Origin of the sequence: Eubacterium sp. Marseille-QA0814, from assembly GCF_965119675.1 — a bacterium.
Taxonomy (GTDB): Bacteria; Bacillota; Clostridia; order Lachnospirales; family Lachnospiraceae; genus Eubacterium_G.
Genome location: NZ_CBCPMG010000001.1, coordinates 318,986 through 335,129 on the forward strand (window position 1 = coordinate 318,986; position 16,144 = coordinate 335,129).

Consider the following 16,144-nt stretch of genomic DNA (forward strand, 5'->3'; position numbering starts at 1 on the left):
AAATATAAAGTTTAAAGGAGGCAGGTGTAATTCTAAGCATTACCGGAATTATACGATAATATATGAACATACCAAAATATTTGCAAAAAGGAGATACCATTGGGGTTACTGCAACATCTGACGGTATTGTAAATGAATTAAAGAAAAAAAGAGTAGAGAATGCAATGAGACAATTATCTGACAGGGGTTACAATGTAATTGCTACAGATAATCTTTTCAAAAGTGATGCAAGAGGCTGTAGTGGTACAGGAGCTGAAAGAGGAAAAGAAATAAATGAATTAATACATAATCCTAATGTTAGAAGCATTATGTCTGCTGCAGGTGGAGATTATTGTATGGAAATGCTTGAATACATTGATTTTGAGTATTTAAGTAAGGATCCAAAATGGTTTCAAGGGTTTTCTGATAATACATGCATAGTTTATCCTTTAGTTACTAAGTATGATACAGCAGCAGTCTATGGATGTCATGTCGGAGATTTTGGGATGAAACCATGGCAGAAACCTGTAGAGGATGCTTTAGGTGTTATTGAAGGGACAACAAAGAAGCTTAATTCCTACGATAATTTTGAAGATGAGAGACATGAGTATGTAAGTGGCTATGAGGGCTATTGTGCAGACAAAGAAGTTAGGTGGGTAAACGGTCGTATGGAAGATGAAATTAGTATGACAGGAAGATTGATAGGTGGCTGTTTAGACGTAATTGTTTTTCTGTTAGGAACAAGCTATGATGGTACGGAAGAATTTATAAATAAGTACAATTCTGATGGTATAATCTGGAATCTTGAAAGTTTCAATATGGAGGACACCACGATTATTACTCACCTTTGGCAAATGAAAGAAAAGGGGTATTTTAAATATGCTAATGGATTTATTTTTGGCAGACCGTTAATGTACAACTCTTGGAGCAACAGAACTTATGAAGATGCAGTGATGTCAGTTTTAGGTGACTTAGATGTACCAATTATATTTAACAGTGATATTGGACACAAAGGCCCACAGTTCCCAATCATAGAAGGAGCTAAGGCAAAAATAATCAGTAGTAATGGAAAGGGAATTCTTGAATATATTTAAAAAAAGATATTTTCGAGTTTTAAATGAATGAAAAACAGGATAACCAACTTAATATAGCTTTGGAGACTCCATTGGAGCAATTGGAAAAATCCCGAGAATTATCAGCAGGTTATAATGTGGAAAATGATTCCTGGGATTTAATTATCAAATATTTCGGAGACATAGGCACAATTGAACCTTTAGTTAATAGAATAAAACCTTTATCAGGTGGCTATGCAACTGCTAATGCAAACAGAATTTTTGTAGATGAAATAGCAAATCTTCCAAACGTAATATTTGTGGAAAAACCAAAGAATCTGGAATTTGCTGTTTTAAACGGAAAAAGACAATCCTGCATAAATGAAGTTCAAAATGATTATTTTCAGCTGGATAATGAAACAGAGCCAGGTAACGAAGTACAGCCAAATAATGAAACACAGTCAAATATCAGACGTCAAATAGGAATAGATGAAGAATTCTTTTTTAATAATAAGACACCGTTATTCGGCAGAGGTGTTCTTGTTGGCATAATTGACAGTGGAATTGATTTTACAAACAATGCCTTTATAGATGAAAATGGTAATACAAGAATATTAAGGTTGTGGGACCAGCAAACGAACAGGGTATATACAAGTGAAGACATTAATAGAGCCTTGGAAAGCAATAATCCTTATGGGATAGTTAATTCAAGAGATGTATCAGGTCATGGAACACATGTTGCAGGTATAGCAACAGGTAATTTTGCCACAGACAAAAACAATAATTTAGGAATTGCAACAAGAAGTGATTTAATAGTGGTAAAAATGTCTGTGGATAATGAAAATTCATTTCCAAAAACTAATCAGTTAATGGAAGGCGTTGACTTTATTATAAAAGAAGCGAACATTCTGGAGAGACCGGTTGTAATAAATATTAGTTTTGGAAACACATACGGTTCACATGATGGAACCTCTTTGCTTTCAACATATTTGGATAATGTTGTAGACAGTAATAGGGCAGTTATTGTTGTTGGAACAGGTAACGAAGGGGGAAGTTCAGGCCATAGCGGAGGGTATTTGGAGCAGGAACCTGTAGAAGTGGAACTTCAAATATCAAATTATGAGAGAGCATTTGGCATACAAATTTGGAAAAATTATGTTGATAAATACGAGGTTAGTCTAATATCTCCATCAGGCGAAAGTACATCAATATTTAGCAGGGAAGGATACATTTATAAGCAACATTTGGAAAACACAAATATAAACGTTTTATATGGAACGTCAAAACCTTATAGTATTTTTCAGGAAATATATATTAGTTTAATTCCACAAAATAATTACATTGATGCAGGAATTTGGAAAATAAAATTATTTCCTAATAGAATTGTAACTGGACGATATGACATGTGGCTTCCAGGCCAGGAGAAAATTAATACGAATACAAAATTTTTAAGACCTGATCCATATACAACGCTTACAATTCCTTCTGCAACTAATAAGGTAATATCTGTAGGGGGCTATAACGGAAGAGATGACAGCATTGCTACTTTTTCAGGAAGAGGATATACAAGAGAGTACAATATGGTGAAACCTGACATTGTTGCACCGGCTGTAAATATTGTGTCAGCATCCAATAATGGAGGAATAACAGTAAAAAGTGGAACTTCAATGGCTGCACCTTTTGTTACAGGAGCAGCAGCGTTGCTAATGGAATGGGGCATTGTAAATGGAAATGACAGATTTTTATATGGTGAAAAGGTTAAGGCATATTTAATTAGAGGAGCAAGACCTTTAAGCAGTAGAGAGGAACAACCAAATCCACTGGCAGGCTATGGGGAGGACGTTATAATAAGGTTACATTGAAGAAAGTCAGTAAAATCAAGTGTTTCCGTTCATTTTCCCAACACAGAAACGAAGCACTTTTACCATGATTTTGAAGAAAATCTGCCCGGGTTGGATTCAAAATGATATGGAAAGAAAGATTTGTAGCAATGACGTAACATGAACAGTTGGTTCTGTTACAGACAACAGTTTAAACGAAAGAGAGGTCATAGGGATATGAAACTGACTTATACAAATGTAAATGGATACCTGATTCCGAATCTCACCTATAAATCCGGTGAGCAGATGGAGCAACTTGGCAAATATGGATTTCTTCGCAGAGATTATCTGAAGAACCATCGAAACTCAACGTATCAGGTGATGCTTTTACAGGATACGATTGGCGAGCATCTTCTGGAAGTGGACAAGGCAGCAAGAGAACGGGAAGAAGTAATCTTGGAGCAGTTGGAAGAAAAAGAACCACTGCCAGATAAGGAGAAAGATCAGATGGCATGGGTAAGAGCCGCTAATCAGCACAGAGCGATTGCAGAGGAGATTATCTTGAAAGAATTGATTTATGCATAAGGATTGCCAGTAACCAATCTGGCAGGTAACTGATAAAAATAGAATATTGTGAGCGAAGTAAGGCGTGAGTCATAAAATATGGCTTGCGTCTTTTTCTTTGCCTGAAAGGAAGTGATAAGTTTGAACAAGAAGTTTTTGAAGCATTATATGGAAACCAATCCAGAAGGGACAGCACAAACCTATATCTTTCTGGTGGACAATCAGGATATAGCGTTGAATATTGTAATGTCAGGATATCAGGCAATCTGTCTGGTGCAGGAAGATGACGGATATTATTTCAGTGCAGATTCTTTTATAGAGGAAATGAGGTCTATTCAGTTTACTGGAAGCTGTCAGAGTGCCTATCATTATGTGGCTGCCTGTACAGTGAAGTGGATGAATGATAAGTTACAGACATTTTTCAAAGACGCTGGTCTCGACGGAAAAGCAGGCTGGCAGTTGTTCAAAGAGAAAGAGTATCTTGGCAAACTGGATAATCAGAAAGAAGTTGAGAAATTACTGGAACAGTATATTCTGCGTTTTGAACGAGATCCGAGAGAAGAACCGGAACTGAGTCGTTTTCACTTATTTGATGCAAAAGGAAATGTGAAAGGCGTCCGGGATATGGAGATGGTAGATTATCTGGTGGAGAATGTTCAGTTTTTTGTGGTAGGAATCACACCGTATTATTATGAGCATGGTGTTTTCCTGGAAGACCATGATGGGGTAAGAATGAAATACCGTATCCAGAAGCTGATCTATCGTGACCAGGTACAGAGTGGAGTGATCAAAAGAATCTATAATCTGCTGATCGCACAGCCAAAAGTTCACCGAGAGGCATATGAACTAAATAAACAACCTGTGAGGTGGATCAACTTCAAAAATGGATATTATGATCCGGTTACGGGTGAAATGCTGGAACACAATCCGGATTATCTGACAATCAATCAGATTCCATTTCCCTATTATCCAGAGGATTGTGAGCAGGTGTTACAAGGTGGAGAAAATATCAAAAAGTATCTGGCATCGTCTCTTCCAAATAAAGAAGAACAGCAGACATTCTGGGAGTATTTTGGATACTGCATGACACAGGATACGCAGTTTCAGAAATTCCTTACATTGAAAGGAAATGGTGGAACCGGAAAGTCTGTGGCAGTATCACTGATCCAGCATGTAGTTGGAATCACCAATATGTCCAGCATTTCTTTACAGGATTTGAACAAACGATTCTATGCGACTGGAATGTATGGAAAGCTGTTAAATGCCTGTGCGGATATTCCATGCAAGGCAATGGAGAATACAGATGTATTAAAGAAAGCAGTCGGTGAGGACACACTGATTTATGAGAAAAAAGGACAGGATGCAATTCATTTCCACTCTTATGCGAAGCTGCTTTTTTCTACCAATGAAATGCCGCAGAATCTTGAGGATAAGTCAGATGCTTTTTACCGTAGACTACTGATTCTCGATATGAACCGGGTAGTAAAAAGTGGTGAAAAAGATCTGCACTTAAAGGAAAAGGTACAGGCAGAATCCGATTATGCAATTCATATGGCGATGATTGCATTGAAAAATCTGTACGAACAAGGAAAGTTCACGGAGAGCGAACACAGCAAAGAATGTGTAAGAGAAGTGCAACGGACGTCAGATAGTATCTGTGCTTTTATTGATGAGTCATTGGTGCGTGCCAAAGGAAAACGTCTGAAACGAAGTGAAGTGTTCCATATGTATGAGGAATACTGCAAAGAGAATGGCAGACAGGGGCATGGTAAATCCAACTTTTTTAGGAATATGACAGATAAAGGTTTCCTTCTGAAGCAGTACAATGGTGAGTTTTATTATCAGGATATTGCAGTTAAGGAAGAAGATTTTTGTCCTGTAGATCCAGAAGAAAGAATACCTTTTGAAGAAACAGATACAGATTATAAACAGTTACAGTTAAATATGAATCAGGGAATTAAGGGCATTTAGGGCAAAATAAGCAAAAAGAAATGTTACCGGAGCAGGAGAAATAACAAAGATAGCTGCCAAAGTACATAAAATTTTGCTTTTTTTACACTGACTGCCCTTTTTATGTATCAACATTTTAGCTGATACAAATATAGGTTTTTCCCGAATTTGGGAGAAAGTCAAAAATAAATATTAAGAAAGTATGAGGTATGATTATGAGAATGATGAAAAACAACAATAATGAGACAGTTATGGTGATCGGGATTGATCATGGGTATGGAAACATGAAAACAGCCACCAGATGCTTTCCATCCGGTGTAGCCAGATATGACAAGGAGCCAATCTTCCAGAATAATCTTCTTGTTTACAATGGCATGTATTACCAGATCGGAGAGGAACACAAGGAGTTCTGTGCAGAGAAAACGCAGGACGAGGACTATTATGTGCTGACACTGGCGGCTATCGCAAGGGAACTGGATGGGAAAGGTATGAACCGGGCAAAGGTACACATTGCAGCCGGACTTCCACTTACCTGGGTAGCTACACAGAAAGAAGATTTCCAGAAATATCTTCTCCAGAATGAATGTGTGGATTTTACATTCCGTAATAAAGAATATCATGTGGAGTTTGCAGGAGCTGATATTTACCCACAGGGATTTGCAGCAGCTTTTTACCGCTTACAGGATTTCAAAGGAATCAACATGCTTGTGGATATTGGAAACGGGACTATGAACATCATGTATATCAATAATTCCCGTCCATTAGAGAAGAAATGCTTTACAGAGAAATATGGAACGCACCAGTGTGTGCTTGCAGTCAGGGAATCTTTGTTGAAAGAACTGGGAACAGTGGTGGATGATCTGGTGATTGAGCAGGTGATCCGTACCGGGACAGCAGATATTGGTGGGAAATATCTGACAGTCATTCGTAAAGCTGCCGGAGATTATACGAAAGAAATCTTTCATAAGCTGAGAGAACGGGAATATAATCCAGAACTGATGCGTCTGTATGTGGTCGGCGGTGGCGGTTGTATGATCCAGAATTTTGGAGAATATGACAAGAGCCGGGTGACAATTGTACGGGACATCTGTGCCACAGCGAAAGGTTATGAAGCAATGACCGTAAGGAAAATCCAGAGAAACGGAGGGATGCTTGTATGAGAAAAGAACGGAAAATCATCAATACAAATATCCGTTTGAACCTTTGTGATGAACAGGACAGGCAGGCATGGGAATATTTGCAGACGATGGACAGGAAAAAATATAAATCGTACACCAGAGCAGTTGTAGTTGCTTTAAACGATTATTTTTCCAGAGAGTACAGGAATGAAGCAGATCCGTATCTGGAAACCAGAGAAAAGGAAGATGCATTTCTGGAAAGAGTGGAAACAGCTGTCCGGGATGGGGTGAAAGAATCTGTCCCGATGGCTATAGCGAAGAATCTGATGGAAATGCTTGTACCGTTTGTAAAAGAATCGGTGGGAGAAATTAATTTGCCGGACAGAACACTAACAATGGAGAAAACGGATGAAGAGATCGCAGAAGATAATCTGGACTGGGAGAAAGAAGCTGATATGGATGCAGCACTGGATTTTGCAGACAGTTTTTAGCTGATTATAAAAGAAAAGCAGTCTGGCTTACATAAAATAAATCAGACTGCTTTAAGTGGAGCTATTCTTTTTTCTTGGGTAAGGACGTTTATCATCTGTCAGGTTTAGCAGATAATCAACGCTGGTATTATGAAATTCAGCCAGTTTAATCAGAATGTGAGTAGGGATATCGACATCACCACATTCATAATTACTGTAAATACGCTGACTGCAATTTAGGATTTCACCCATATTCTTCTGCGTAAGGTCACGATCTTCACGCAGATCCCGTATTCTCTGATACATGTGTTTCACCTCTAGCATAATAATAACTTAGCGAGATATTCACTATTGAAATATAGCGGGAAATTCGCTACACTGAATTTAAAAATGTAGGAGGGAGAAGTACAGAGTGAAAGAGAAAGTGAAAAAGGTGCTGGTGTGGATTTTTGAGTTTGTCTTATTTTGTGGATATTTCTATGTTTTATTCGTGAATCTGGTATGTGGATTTGGATATGGAGGGATAAGCAGCAGAGGACAGGCAATAAAGATTTTGTGTGCTTCGTTCTTTCTTGCAGCGGGATTGCCAGGATTGATCTGGTATCAGCATCGCAGACTTATGAAACTGGAGAATTTATTACATGACCTGCTTGAAATTTGCGACAAAATAAAATAGCAGTAACAGGAAAAAGGACTGACAGTAAAGAATAGTTTTACGAAAACAGAATAGCAGAAAAAGACAATAGCAGTGATAGCATTTCAGACATTATGAGTTGGAGAAATGTTCATGACTGCTATTTTTATGCCTTTCAGCAGAAATAGAAAGCAGTTCAGAAAAAGAAAGACAGAAATAACAGGGAAATATGGCAGAAAGGTGTTTGCAGATGAGAGGGGTGTACAAACAGGCAAAGAAAAGATATAGGGTGCCGGATACGGCACATGATTGTCCGATACTTCGCATCGGAGTGGTGCATGACCAGCCTGTTTCAGAAAGGGAAAATCTATGAAAGGTGGAGCTTTTCTTTTTCTTCCGCAGTCGGCTCCTGCACCACAAACCCACCGTCATCTCCATTTGGATTTGATAATGTAGGGTGGAAAATATTGCCTGGCGGGTGTCGATTCAGTGGTGGGGAGATGACAGGCAAGTTTCGCAAAGTGGCAAGCCACTATGCACCGGAGCCAGCCTTTGGGCTGTTCCTAAACTTGCCAGAGGGCTCCGCCCCTTGGAACCCCGGCACGTCAATGGCGTAAGTATTCCTGCGAAATGTCCACCGGACATTCCTACGGAACACTTACTGATTGACTAGGACGCTGTCCTGCACCTGTATAAGAGAGCGTTGCACTCTCTTATAAATCTCCTACCAATATGCCGCCAGAACGCTGTGGCTGTTAACAAAGAATGAAAATCAAGCAATGAAAGGAGACAAAAGCCTATGAGAAAACGAAATCATACAGTAACCATACGGATGAATAAAGAGGAATACGATTTGTTTCAGAGCAAGGTTAAAGAATCCGGAAGAACACAGCAGGAAGTTGTGATAAAAGCAATCGCAGACTTGAAGATAGCAACGGCAGAGGAAATAGAAGAACTGAAAAGACTGAACCAGATGTTTGCGGATATCCTTTGTCAGCTCCGGGGAGCTACGACAAATATCAACCAGATTGCAAGAAAACTGCATACAGATGGAGAAATCCCAAACGACAGTATGTTGTATTTCCTCAATAAAAATATTCTCAAGTATCGGAAGGAGAGTGAAAGGATATGGCAGTTAATAAGACGATTAATAAGCGGACAAATACACATGGAGCAATGAGAAATTGTATTGAATATGTTTTACGACAGGACAAGACAAGTGAGCTGCTTACTTATATAACAGGCCCGTACTGTCACAATGAAATTAATTATGATCTGGTGTACAGAACCTTTTTGGAAGAAAAGAAGATGTGGAATAAAGATACAGGGAGAATGTATGCCCACAACATTATTTCCTGGCATAAGGATGAGCAGATCACCCCGGAGCAGGCATTTGAATTTGGAAAAGAGTTTGCAGAAAATTGGTTCAGTGGATTCCAGACCTTAGTGGCTGTGCATAAGGATAAAGACCATATCCACTGCCATTTGGTTACTAATTCAGTGAGTTATGAAGATGGGAGAAAGCTGCATAACACCAGAAAAGATCTGGAACGTATGAAACAGCTTACCAATCAGATGTGCCGGGAACGAGGACTGACCGTTGCCGAAAAAGGAAAGCATTTTGATGGAAGTCAGATTGAAAAAGGGGAAGTCATTGCATGGAGCAAAGACAAATATAATCTGTTCCGTCAGCAGGTAAAGGATAGCTTTGTAGCGGACTGTGCAATGGCAGTGTTAAAAGCACTGGAAAATTGTATCAGCAAAGAAAAGTTTATAGAAAAAATGAAGCAGTTCGGATGGAACGTAAACTGGACAGAGAAACGGAAGCACATTACTTTTCAGAACCAAGAGGGAAAGAAAGTACGTGACAGTAATCTGTTCAAAACATTTCATTTGGATATCAGCAAGGAGGGACTAGAGAATGAATTTAATGGAAATAGGAAAAAAGCCAGAGATTCAGCCAACAGAGACAGCAGATCAGATGAAGAACTTGCCGGATACTACCGACAAGTGGAAGCAGCTTGCGAAGGAGCAGGCGGCGTCACTGGAGCTAGTGACGGAAGAGAGAGACGAGTTACAGGTGAGAAATCAGAAGATGAACGAGTTTATCCAGAAATTTCAGGAAAGGACACACAAGCTGAAAATGGAAAAACAGAAGCTATTCTTCGAGAATCACGAAATGCAAGACGAAATTCGGAAATTAAACGACGAAATTCATCGTTTGACAACCGAACTGTCCGAAACGCAGAAGCTGAATCAATCGCTTCAGAAGAACAACGACGATTTGAGGAACAGAAACGGCTTGAAGAGCAGGAGCGAGCAAGAGCAGCTCGAAGAAGAAATAAAAGACGTTCGGGACCAGAACTCTAAATTGCAGATACAGGTTAATAAATCATCTGTTGAAGCAGTAGATGAAGCACAGAAGAAACAAAAAGAAGCAGAGAAAAAGATAGAGCAGGCAGAATCCAAAGCCCGTAACGAAAAGAAACGTGCTGAGCTGGAAATTCGTAAAGCGAAAAAAGAAGTAAAGGACAGAACGGAAAGCATGAAGTCTATAGAATATTTCTGGGGAATGGGATACATTACGGTAGTCCTGTTTGCAATTCTACAGAATGGTGCTTTTCAACATGATTTCATAGATTTTTTTATGGCTCCATTCATGTGGTATGTTCGATTTTGTAAATGGCTGGTATATCCAACTTATGATAATGGATTTAACCAGAAAATAGCATATACAGGTGGGGAAGTATGGGTTATCAGGATTCTGGCAATCGTAGCTGTGCTTTTCATAATGGGAATCATAATGGTGATAATTATGGAAACAATAAAACAATACAAAAAAATGTGGAACGAAATTTCACAAATGTTTTTGATTGGAAGCCTTTCAGGGATAGCAGTGCTTGGGGATGTAACTAGAAAATATCTGCCGGTGAATTTGATTTTGCTATTTATACTCATTAATATGGGTATCATGCTACTCAGAATATATCTTCGGAAGAAGTTTGATTATATGTAATTTGTTATTTTAATGACCAGTGGGTGGTACCTGACAAATGATAAAGCTGTTATTATGATTGCACACCGCCTAAAAACAGTACAGAAAGCTGAACGGATTTTCGCTCTGGAGAATGGAAAACCGTACAGCAGGGAATACATGAAGAACTTGTGAGACAGGATGGGATTTATCGTCATTTTATTGTTGAAAGAAGAGAGGCAACAAAATGGAGAGTTTAGGAGTCTAAATGTCTGGTGCGGCGATATTCCAAAGGTGATACACCAAAATGCTTTTTAAACACAGAGGCGAATTTGCTCTGATTCAGATATCCGACCTGTGCTGCAATCTCAGCTACAGACAGTCGTGTTGAGGCAAGCAGTTCGCCTGCTTTATTCATACGCATTTCACGCAGATAGACAGAAATATTCTGTCCGTAAACACCGCGAAAATAATTTTTTAGACTGGTTTCGCTGATAGAAAAATATTCAGCCAATTCCCACGCAGGATGATGCTGCCTTAGGTCTGAGGTGATGATATTTTCGACCTTTTTAGCAATATTAACCTGAGATTCAGTAAAGAAAGTGCAGGCCTGAGAATTAGGGATAGCCTCCAAATTTTGTAGTACTGAGAATAAAGCGAGCGTATATATTTTCATTTGAATGACTGCAAAAGAGGCCGGAAAATCATATAATTCCCATAGTTTTTTGAGAATTTCCTCAGTTTCGTGGGTCGCTGTCGATATATAAGTGCTTCCATGAGGACAAAACATCTCTGAGATTTTTCTGAAATCAATGCTAAATTCATTTTGTACCCATGTATTTTCTAAAGTAAATGTATCTATATCAATAAAGAATTCAAGCCCCTCATAGATGCGCTTTGGATAAACATATTCTTTTTGGGCGAAGCATTCTGTGAGAGAAAGTTCTCTGTCTTTGATGTAGACAAAATTTTGGTTGTTCAGGATCATTTCACAACGACCTGTCACACAATAGTTAAGAAGCAATGGACCTTTTGTAATGGAGCTGTCTGATCGAAGGTCGGGAGCCGTCCAGGTTGGAGAATTTATAAAAATATATGCCAGAGACAGACCGGGAAAAAGTGAAAAAAAGGTCATCGAACCTTTACCTTCCTTCGTATTTAATATAAGCTCCATACTATATTCAGCCTGTTTTATGGATATACCTGGTATTTTGATACATTTTTTGATCACGTCGTTAATTTTCATAGAAGATCTCCCTGATATAAGTACTTTTGCCCTGTAACAGATAATATTATAGGATTTGAAGAGAGCAGAGTCAACAATAAAACCCAATGCTGTTTGGAGCTAAAATGATATTTGGTTGTAGAGATATAACAAAACATATGGTATTTTATGGAGTAGTTAGATAGAGCTAATTATACAAGGGAGGTATTCTGTATGAATAACAAATTACAGGCGAAGGACCTGATTAATCTGGGACTTTTCACAGTCCTTTATTTTGTACTCGGATGTTGTGTGGCAATTCCGATTGGCTTTGTTCCGATATTTCTTCCGATTCTTGGTGCATTGTGGACACTGATCACAGGAATTCCATTTATGTTATTCCTGACAAGGGTAAAGAAGTTTGGTATGGTAACGCTGATGGCAATTCTGAGTGGCCTTTTGATGGGACTTACCGGAATGGGATATTGGGGTGTACCTTTGGGACTTATCTTTGGGCTGCTGGGAGATTTGATTCTGAAATTTGGCAATTATAAAAGTGCTAAAAGGAGCCTGATTGGATATGCAGTATTCAGTCTCTGGATGGTTGGTACATATATTCCAATGTACTTCATGGTAGAAGATTCAAGAGCCAGCTTCGCAGCCAGTTTTGGTAAAGAGTATGCAGATAAAGTAATGGCTGTCATGCCTATGTGGAGCATTGTTCTTGTGATTGCAGGTATCTTTATCTGCGCAATCATTGGAGGAATGATTGGAAAAGCGTTGCTCAAAAAACACTTTGTAAAAGCAGGAATCGTGTAATGGATGAGATATTATCTGCTACTGTTGACAGCAGAAATGGAATTGTTTTAGATCCTAGAACAAAATTGTTTATGCTTATAACGATTACAACATTGATGTTCAGTACCAGCAATGATGGAATCATGAATATAGTGAAACCAATACTAAGCCTTATACCATTTGCATTGATTTTGTCAGAGCACAAATTCAAAACAGCCGGTAAATATGCAGTTCTCTATGCGGTATGCTTTGTACTGGAGCGGCTGGCATTGAATGTTTGGAGTGGTATGATTTCTTTTCTGATATTGGCAGCAACATCAATTATGACGCGTTTTGCACCGGGAATTATGACAGGCGCATATCTGATTTCTTCTACATCTGTAAGTGAGTTTATCAGTGCAATGGAGCGGATGCATGTCACAGAAAAAATCATAATACCGTTGTCAGTTATTTTCCGTTTCTTTCCTACAATCAAGGAAGAATATCAGGCAATCCGGGATGCAATGAAAATGAGAAATATCCGTTTTGGTGGTAAAAATCCATTCCTTATGATTGAATACCGGCTGATACCATTGATGGTATCCGTAATAAAAATTGGTGATGAGCTGTCTGCAGCAGCTCTAACAAGGGGACTTGGTGCACCGGTCAGAAGAACCAATGTCTGCGAGATTGGCTTTCATGTACAGGATTTTATTGCCATTGTTGTTTGCTTTGCATGCTTTATATTGTTCTTTTTGCATCAGTATATTGTTTTTTGAGGTAGTACATTATGATAAAAATAGATCATGCAACATTTACATATGGAGAAAATAATGAATATTCTGTGGGAATCCGGGATATTGATCTGGAGATAGAAGATGGTCAGGTTATTGTGCTATGTGGGGAGAGCGGTTGTGGAAAAACAACACTCACTCGAATGATCAATGGGTTGATTCCACATTATTATGAAGGAAAATTAACTGGTGAGATATGGATAAATGGGATAAATGTTTCGCAGCAGCCACTGTATGATACAGCAAAAATTGTTGGAAGTGTTTTTCAAAATCCACGGTCACAGTTTTTTAATGTAGACACAACAAGCGAGATTACTTTTGGATGTGAAAATCTTGGAATGCCAAAGGAAGAAATCAAAGATCGATTGCAGGCTACAATTCAGGAGCTGCATCTGAAAAAATTGATTGGACGCAATATTTTTCAGCTTTCAGGTGGAGAGAAGCAGAAGATTGCCTGTGCAGGGGTTTCTATTATGAAACCGGATATTTTTGTCCTGGACGAACCCTCTTCTAATCTGGATGCAGCTTCAATCATGGATCTGCGAAGAATAATCGCCCACTGGAAGGAACAGGGAAAAACAATTATTATATCGGAGCATCGCCTGTATTATCTGCGTGGGCTGGCGGATCGGTTTATTTATATGAAAGAGGGACAGATTATTCAGGATTATTCAGCCACAGAGTTTGAAAATCTGACAGAAGAAAAGCGAGGAGAGATGGGACTGCGGGCTTATGTTCTGGAAAATCTCCTTATGCCAGAGATGTTGATATCAGAAAGAACCACAATGGAGCTTCATGATTTTAATTTTGCATATAAGAATGGTCCACAGATTTTATATATCAGAGAATGTGAGATTCCGGCAAATCGAATTGTCGCAATTACGGGCAATAATGGAGCTGGAAAATCTACTTTTTCCCGTTGTTTCTGTGGTTTGGAAAAACAATGTGGCACAATCATCTGGAATGGAAAAACTTACAGACCAAAAGAAAGGCTGAAAGCCTGTTATATGGTTATGCAGGAAGTGAATCATCAGCTTTTTACAGAGACAATACAGGATGAAGTTATGATTAGCATGAAAGAAGAAAATGAGAAAGAAGCAGACAAATTTCTTGATATGCTGGATCTGATAAAAGTCAAAGACCGTCATCCAATGTCACTTTCCGGAGGTCAGAAGCAGCGGGCGGCTATCGCATCTGCAATTGCCTCCGGGCGCTCTGTGCTGTTTTTGGATGAACCAACCAGTGGTCTTGATCATAAGCATATGCTGGAGGTTGCAGAGGTTCTAAGAGAAGTGTGGGATACCGGAATTTCGGTTTATGTGATCACACATGATTTGGAACTGATTATAGAGTGTTGCACTGATGTCATTCATTTTGAAAATGGAACTATTGCAGATCAGTATCAGATGGATGCAGAAGGAATGGAGAAGATAAGAAAATATTTTATCCAGGGAAAGTGTTGTGGCAAGTGGAGTAAATCTGACTGATGGTAAAGGATATTGTAAATAGTTTTGGAAAGTAGATGAATGATAATTATGAGCAAATATAATCCTTTATGGAAGTGGATCAATAAAAATAAAACAGACGATTTCAAGTTGACTTTTGCTGAAATTGAAAACATTGCCGGAGTGCCTATAGATCATTCGTTCCTTACATTCAAAAAGGAACTTTTGCAGTATGGTTTTAAGGTGGTAAAAATTTCTATGAAGGAACAGACAGTAGATTTTGAAAAAGTCGAAGAGGAGGCTTAAACATGGAATCAAAGAAATAGAACTTGTAGTTGCATCTTCGATTGGTGCAGATCTTGCCATGGCATTTCTGACATAGGCAAAAATACCGTTAAAGCATGTATTTTTTGATGGTGGACAGTTTGTACAAATTGGAAAGGCAACACGCAAAATCATGGTTCCGTTCTTATATATAGCAATGAAAAGTTTATATTGGTCAAAAGGAAAGATGCTGAAGAGAATCATGTGGTGTGACGACGGCAAAATCAAACTACAGATGCATCTGCTAAGTGAAAATTGAATACACGGGAAAATAAAAAATCGAAACAGCAGACTTGACAAATTCCTGTAATGAGTTAAAATATAACAGTGCTATATAGCACTGTTATATTTTTGGAAAGAACTTTAGAGGATACGAAAAGAATGTCGACAAAAGCAGAAGATACACAGAAAAATATATTAAATACAGCCAGAAAACATTTCCTGAAAGATGGTCTGACCGGAGCATCTTTAAGAAACATTGTAAAAGATGCCGGACTTACTACTGGTGCATTTTACAAATATTATCCGACGAAAGAGGCACTTTTTGATGCACTGACAGATCCTTATATGGAACACATTTATCAGATTTATGATCAGATCGTTGAGGAGTTTGAAAAGCTTTCGGCCAGTGATCAGACAAGGAATATGTCGTATACATCCAGTGACGGAATGGAGCGGATGGTTGATTATATTTATGATCATTATGATAATTTCAGATTATTGTTGAAATGTGGAGACAGTGGAAAATTTGAACTATTCATACACAATATGGTAGAGCGGGAAATGAAGTCCAGCTTGAATTATATGGAAAAGATGAAAGAGAACGGTGTGAAAATACCGATTGTAGAGGAAAGCCTTATGCATATGATCTATACGGGATTTTTTTCATCAGTATTTCAGATCATTGAGCACGATATAGATAGAGAGACTGCAAAGAAAAATGTACATCAGCTGAAAGAATTCAATACAGGTGGCTGGGAACGATTGTGGAATATTGAATTCCCGGTATAACTAATGTAAATCAGGTGGCTAATGCCAG

General features: G+C 38.6%; 18 protein-coding genes. 16 read left to right on the forward strand and 2 right to left on the reverse strand.

Annotated elements, in window-relative coordinates:
* The first annotated feature begins 62 nt into the window (after window positions 1-62).
* The 6 genes from ACQY63_RS01460 to ACQY63_RS01485 all read left to right on the forward strand — a co-directional run bounded on the left by ACQY63_RS01460 (window position 63) and on the right by ACQY63_RS01485 (window position 6,974).
* Window positions 63-1,073, forward strand: coding sequence for a S66 family peptidase (locus tag ACQY63_RS01460; protein WP_428244611.1), 1,011 nt, complete (start codon window positions 63-65; stop codon window positions 1,071-1,073).
* Window positions 1,074-1,096: 23 nt separating this feature from the next.
* Window positions 1,097-2,893, forward strand: coding sequence for a S8 family peptidase (locus tag ACQY63_RS01465; RefSeq protein ID WP_428244612.1), 1,797 nt, complete (start codon window positions 1,097-1,099; stop codon window positions 2,891-2,893).
* 138 nt (window positions 2,894-3,031) lie between these two features.
* Complete coding sequence (locus tag ACQY63_RS01470; protein ID WP_055058176.1) at window positions 3,032-3,436, forward strand: TnpV protein; 405 nt, start codon at window positions 3,032-3,034, stop codon at window positions 3,434-3,436.
* Between the two features lie 120 nt (window positions 3,437-3,556).
* Window positions 3,557-5,386, forward strand: coding sequence for a DNA primase family protein (locus ACQY63_RS01475; RefSeq protein WP_252206497.1), 1,830 nt, complete (start codon window positions 3,557-3,559; stop codon window positions 5,384-5,386).
* Between the two features lie 194 nt (window positions 5,387-5,580).
* On the forward strand, window positions 5,581-6,525 hold the full coding sequence (locus ACQY63_RS01480; protein ID WP_055146806.1) for a ParM/StbA family protein: 945 nt from the start codon (window positions 5,581-5,583) through the stop codon (window positions 6,523-6,525).
* Window positions 6,522-6,974: a hypothetical protein gene (locus ACQY63_RS01485; RefSeq protein ID WP_055146809.1), complete on the forward strand. Its 453-nt coding sequence runs from the start codon at window positions 6,522-6,524 to the stop codon at window positions 6,972-6,974. The genes ACQY63_RS01480 and ACQY63_RS01485 overlap by 4 nt, the downstream gene beginning before the upstream one ends.
* Window positions 6,975-7,025: 51 nt before the next feature.
* Here ACQY63_RS01485 and ACQY63_RS01490 read toward each other — a convergent pair whose 3' ends face one another.
* Window positions 7,026-7,259, reverse strand: coding sequence for a helix-turn-helix domain-containing protein (locus ACQY63_RS01490; RefSeq protein WP_015540886.1), 234 nt, complete (start codon window positions 7,257-7,259; stop codon window positions 7,026-7,028).
* A 106-nt stretch (window positions 7,260-7,365) separates the two neighbouring features.
* Here ACQY63_RS01490 and ACQY63_RS01495 point away from each other — a divergent pair, with 106 nt between their 5' ends.
* From ACQY63_RS01495 to ACQY63_RS01515, 5 genes are all read left to right on the forward strand, one after another.
* Window positions 7,366-7,629, forward strand: a complete 264-nt coding sequence (locus ACQY63_RS01495; RefSeq protein WP_005333764.1) for a hypothetical protein — start codon at window positions 7,366-7,368, stop codon at window positions 7,627-7,629.
* A 111-nt stretch (window positions 7,630-7,740) separates the two neighbouring features.
* Window positions 7,741-7,875, forward strand: coding sequence for a hypothetical protein (locus ACQY63_RS01500; RefSeq protein WP_015540887.1), 135 nt, complete (start codon window positions 7,741-7,743; stop codon window positions 7,873-7,875).
* Between the two features lie 511 nt (window positions 7,876-8,386).
* A complete protein-coding gene (locus tag ACQY63_RS01505; protein WP_172675350.1) occupies window positions 8,387-8,767 on the forward strand; it encodes a plasmid mobilization protein in 381 nt (126 codons plus the stop codon).
* A complete protein-coding gene (locus ACQY63_RS01510; protein ID WP_227189164.1) occupies window positions 8,716-9,957 on the forward strand; it encodes a relaxase/mobilization nuclease domain-containing protein in 1,242 nt (413 codons plus the stop codon). Before ACQY63_RS01505 ends, ACQY63_RS01510 begins: the two co-directional genes overlap by 52 nt.
* Window position 9,958: 1 nt before the next feature.
* Entirely contained in the window at window positions 9,959-10,603 is a 645-nt protein-coding gene (locus tag ACQY63_RS01515) for a DUF6040 family protein (RefSeq protein WP_005333770.1), read from the forward strand.
* Between the two features lie 214 nt (window positions 10,604-10,817).
* Here ACQY63_RS01515 and ACQY63_RS01520 read toward each other — a convergent pair whose 3' ends face one another.
* A complete protein-coding gene (locus ACQY63_RS01520; RefSeq protein WP_055146812.1) occupies window positions 10,818-11,807 on the reverse strand; it encodes a helix-turn-helix domain-containing protein in 990 nt (329 codons plus the stop codon).
* A gap of 192 nt (window positions 11,808-11,999) precedes the next feature.
* On the opposite strand from ACQY63_RS01520, the gene ACQY63_RS01525 reads away from it, so the two are divergent.
* From ACQY63_RS01525 to ACQY63_RS01545, 5 genes are all read left to right on the forward strand, one after another.
* Window positions 12,000-12,584, forward strand: a complete 585-nt coding sequence (locus ACQY63_RS01525; RefSeq protein WP_005333775.1) for an MptD family putative ECF transporter S component — start codon at window positions 12,000-12,002, stop codon at window positions 12,582-12,584.
* On the forward strand, window positions 12,584-13,321 hold the full coding sequence (locus tag ACQY63_RS01530) for an energy-coupling factor transporter transmembrane component T (RefSeq protein ID WP_015540888.1): 738 nt from the start codon (window positions 12,584-12,586) through the stop codon (window positions 13,319-13,321). The genes ACQY63_RS01525 and ACQY63_RS01530 overlap by 1 nt, the downstream gene beginning before the upstream one ends.
* 11 nt (window positions 13,322-13,332) lie before the next feature.
* A complete protein-coding gene (locus ACQY63_RS01535) occupies window positions 13,333-14,823 on the forward strand; it encodes an ABC transporter ATP-binding protein (protein WP_015540889.1) in 1,491 nt (496 codons plus the stop codon).
* 39 nt (window positions 14,824-14,862) lie between these two features.
* Window positions 14,863-15,087, forward strand: a complete 225-nt coding sequence (locus tag ACQY63_RS01540) for a hypothetical protein (RefSeq protein WP_015540890.1) — start codon at window positions 14,863-14,865, stop codon at window positions 15,085-15,087.
* A gap of 399 nt (window positions 15,088-15,486) precedes the next feature.
* Window positions 15,487-16,116 (forward strand): TetR/AcrR family transcriptional regulator, encoded by a 630-nt coding sequence (locus ACQY63_RS01545; protein ID WP_015540891.1) that lies wholly within the window; start codon window positions 15,487-15,489, stop codon window positions 16,114-16,116.
* Window positions 16,117-16,144 lie beyond the last annotated feature (28 nt).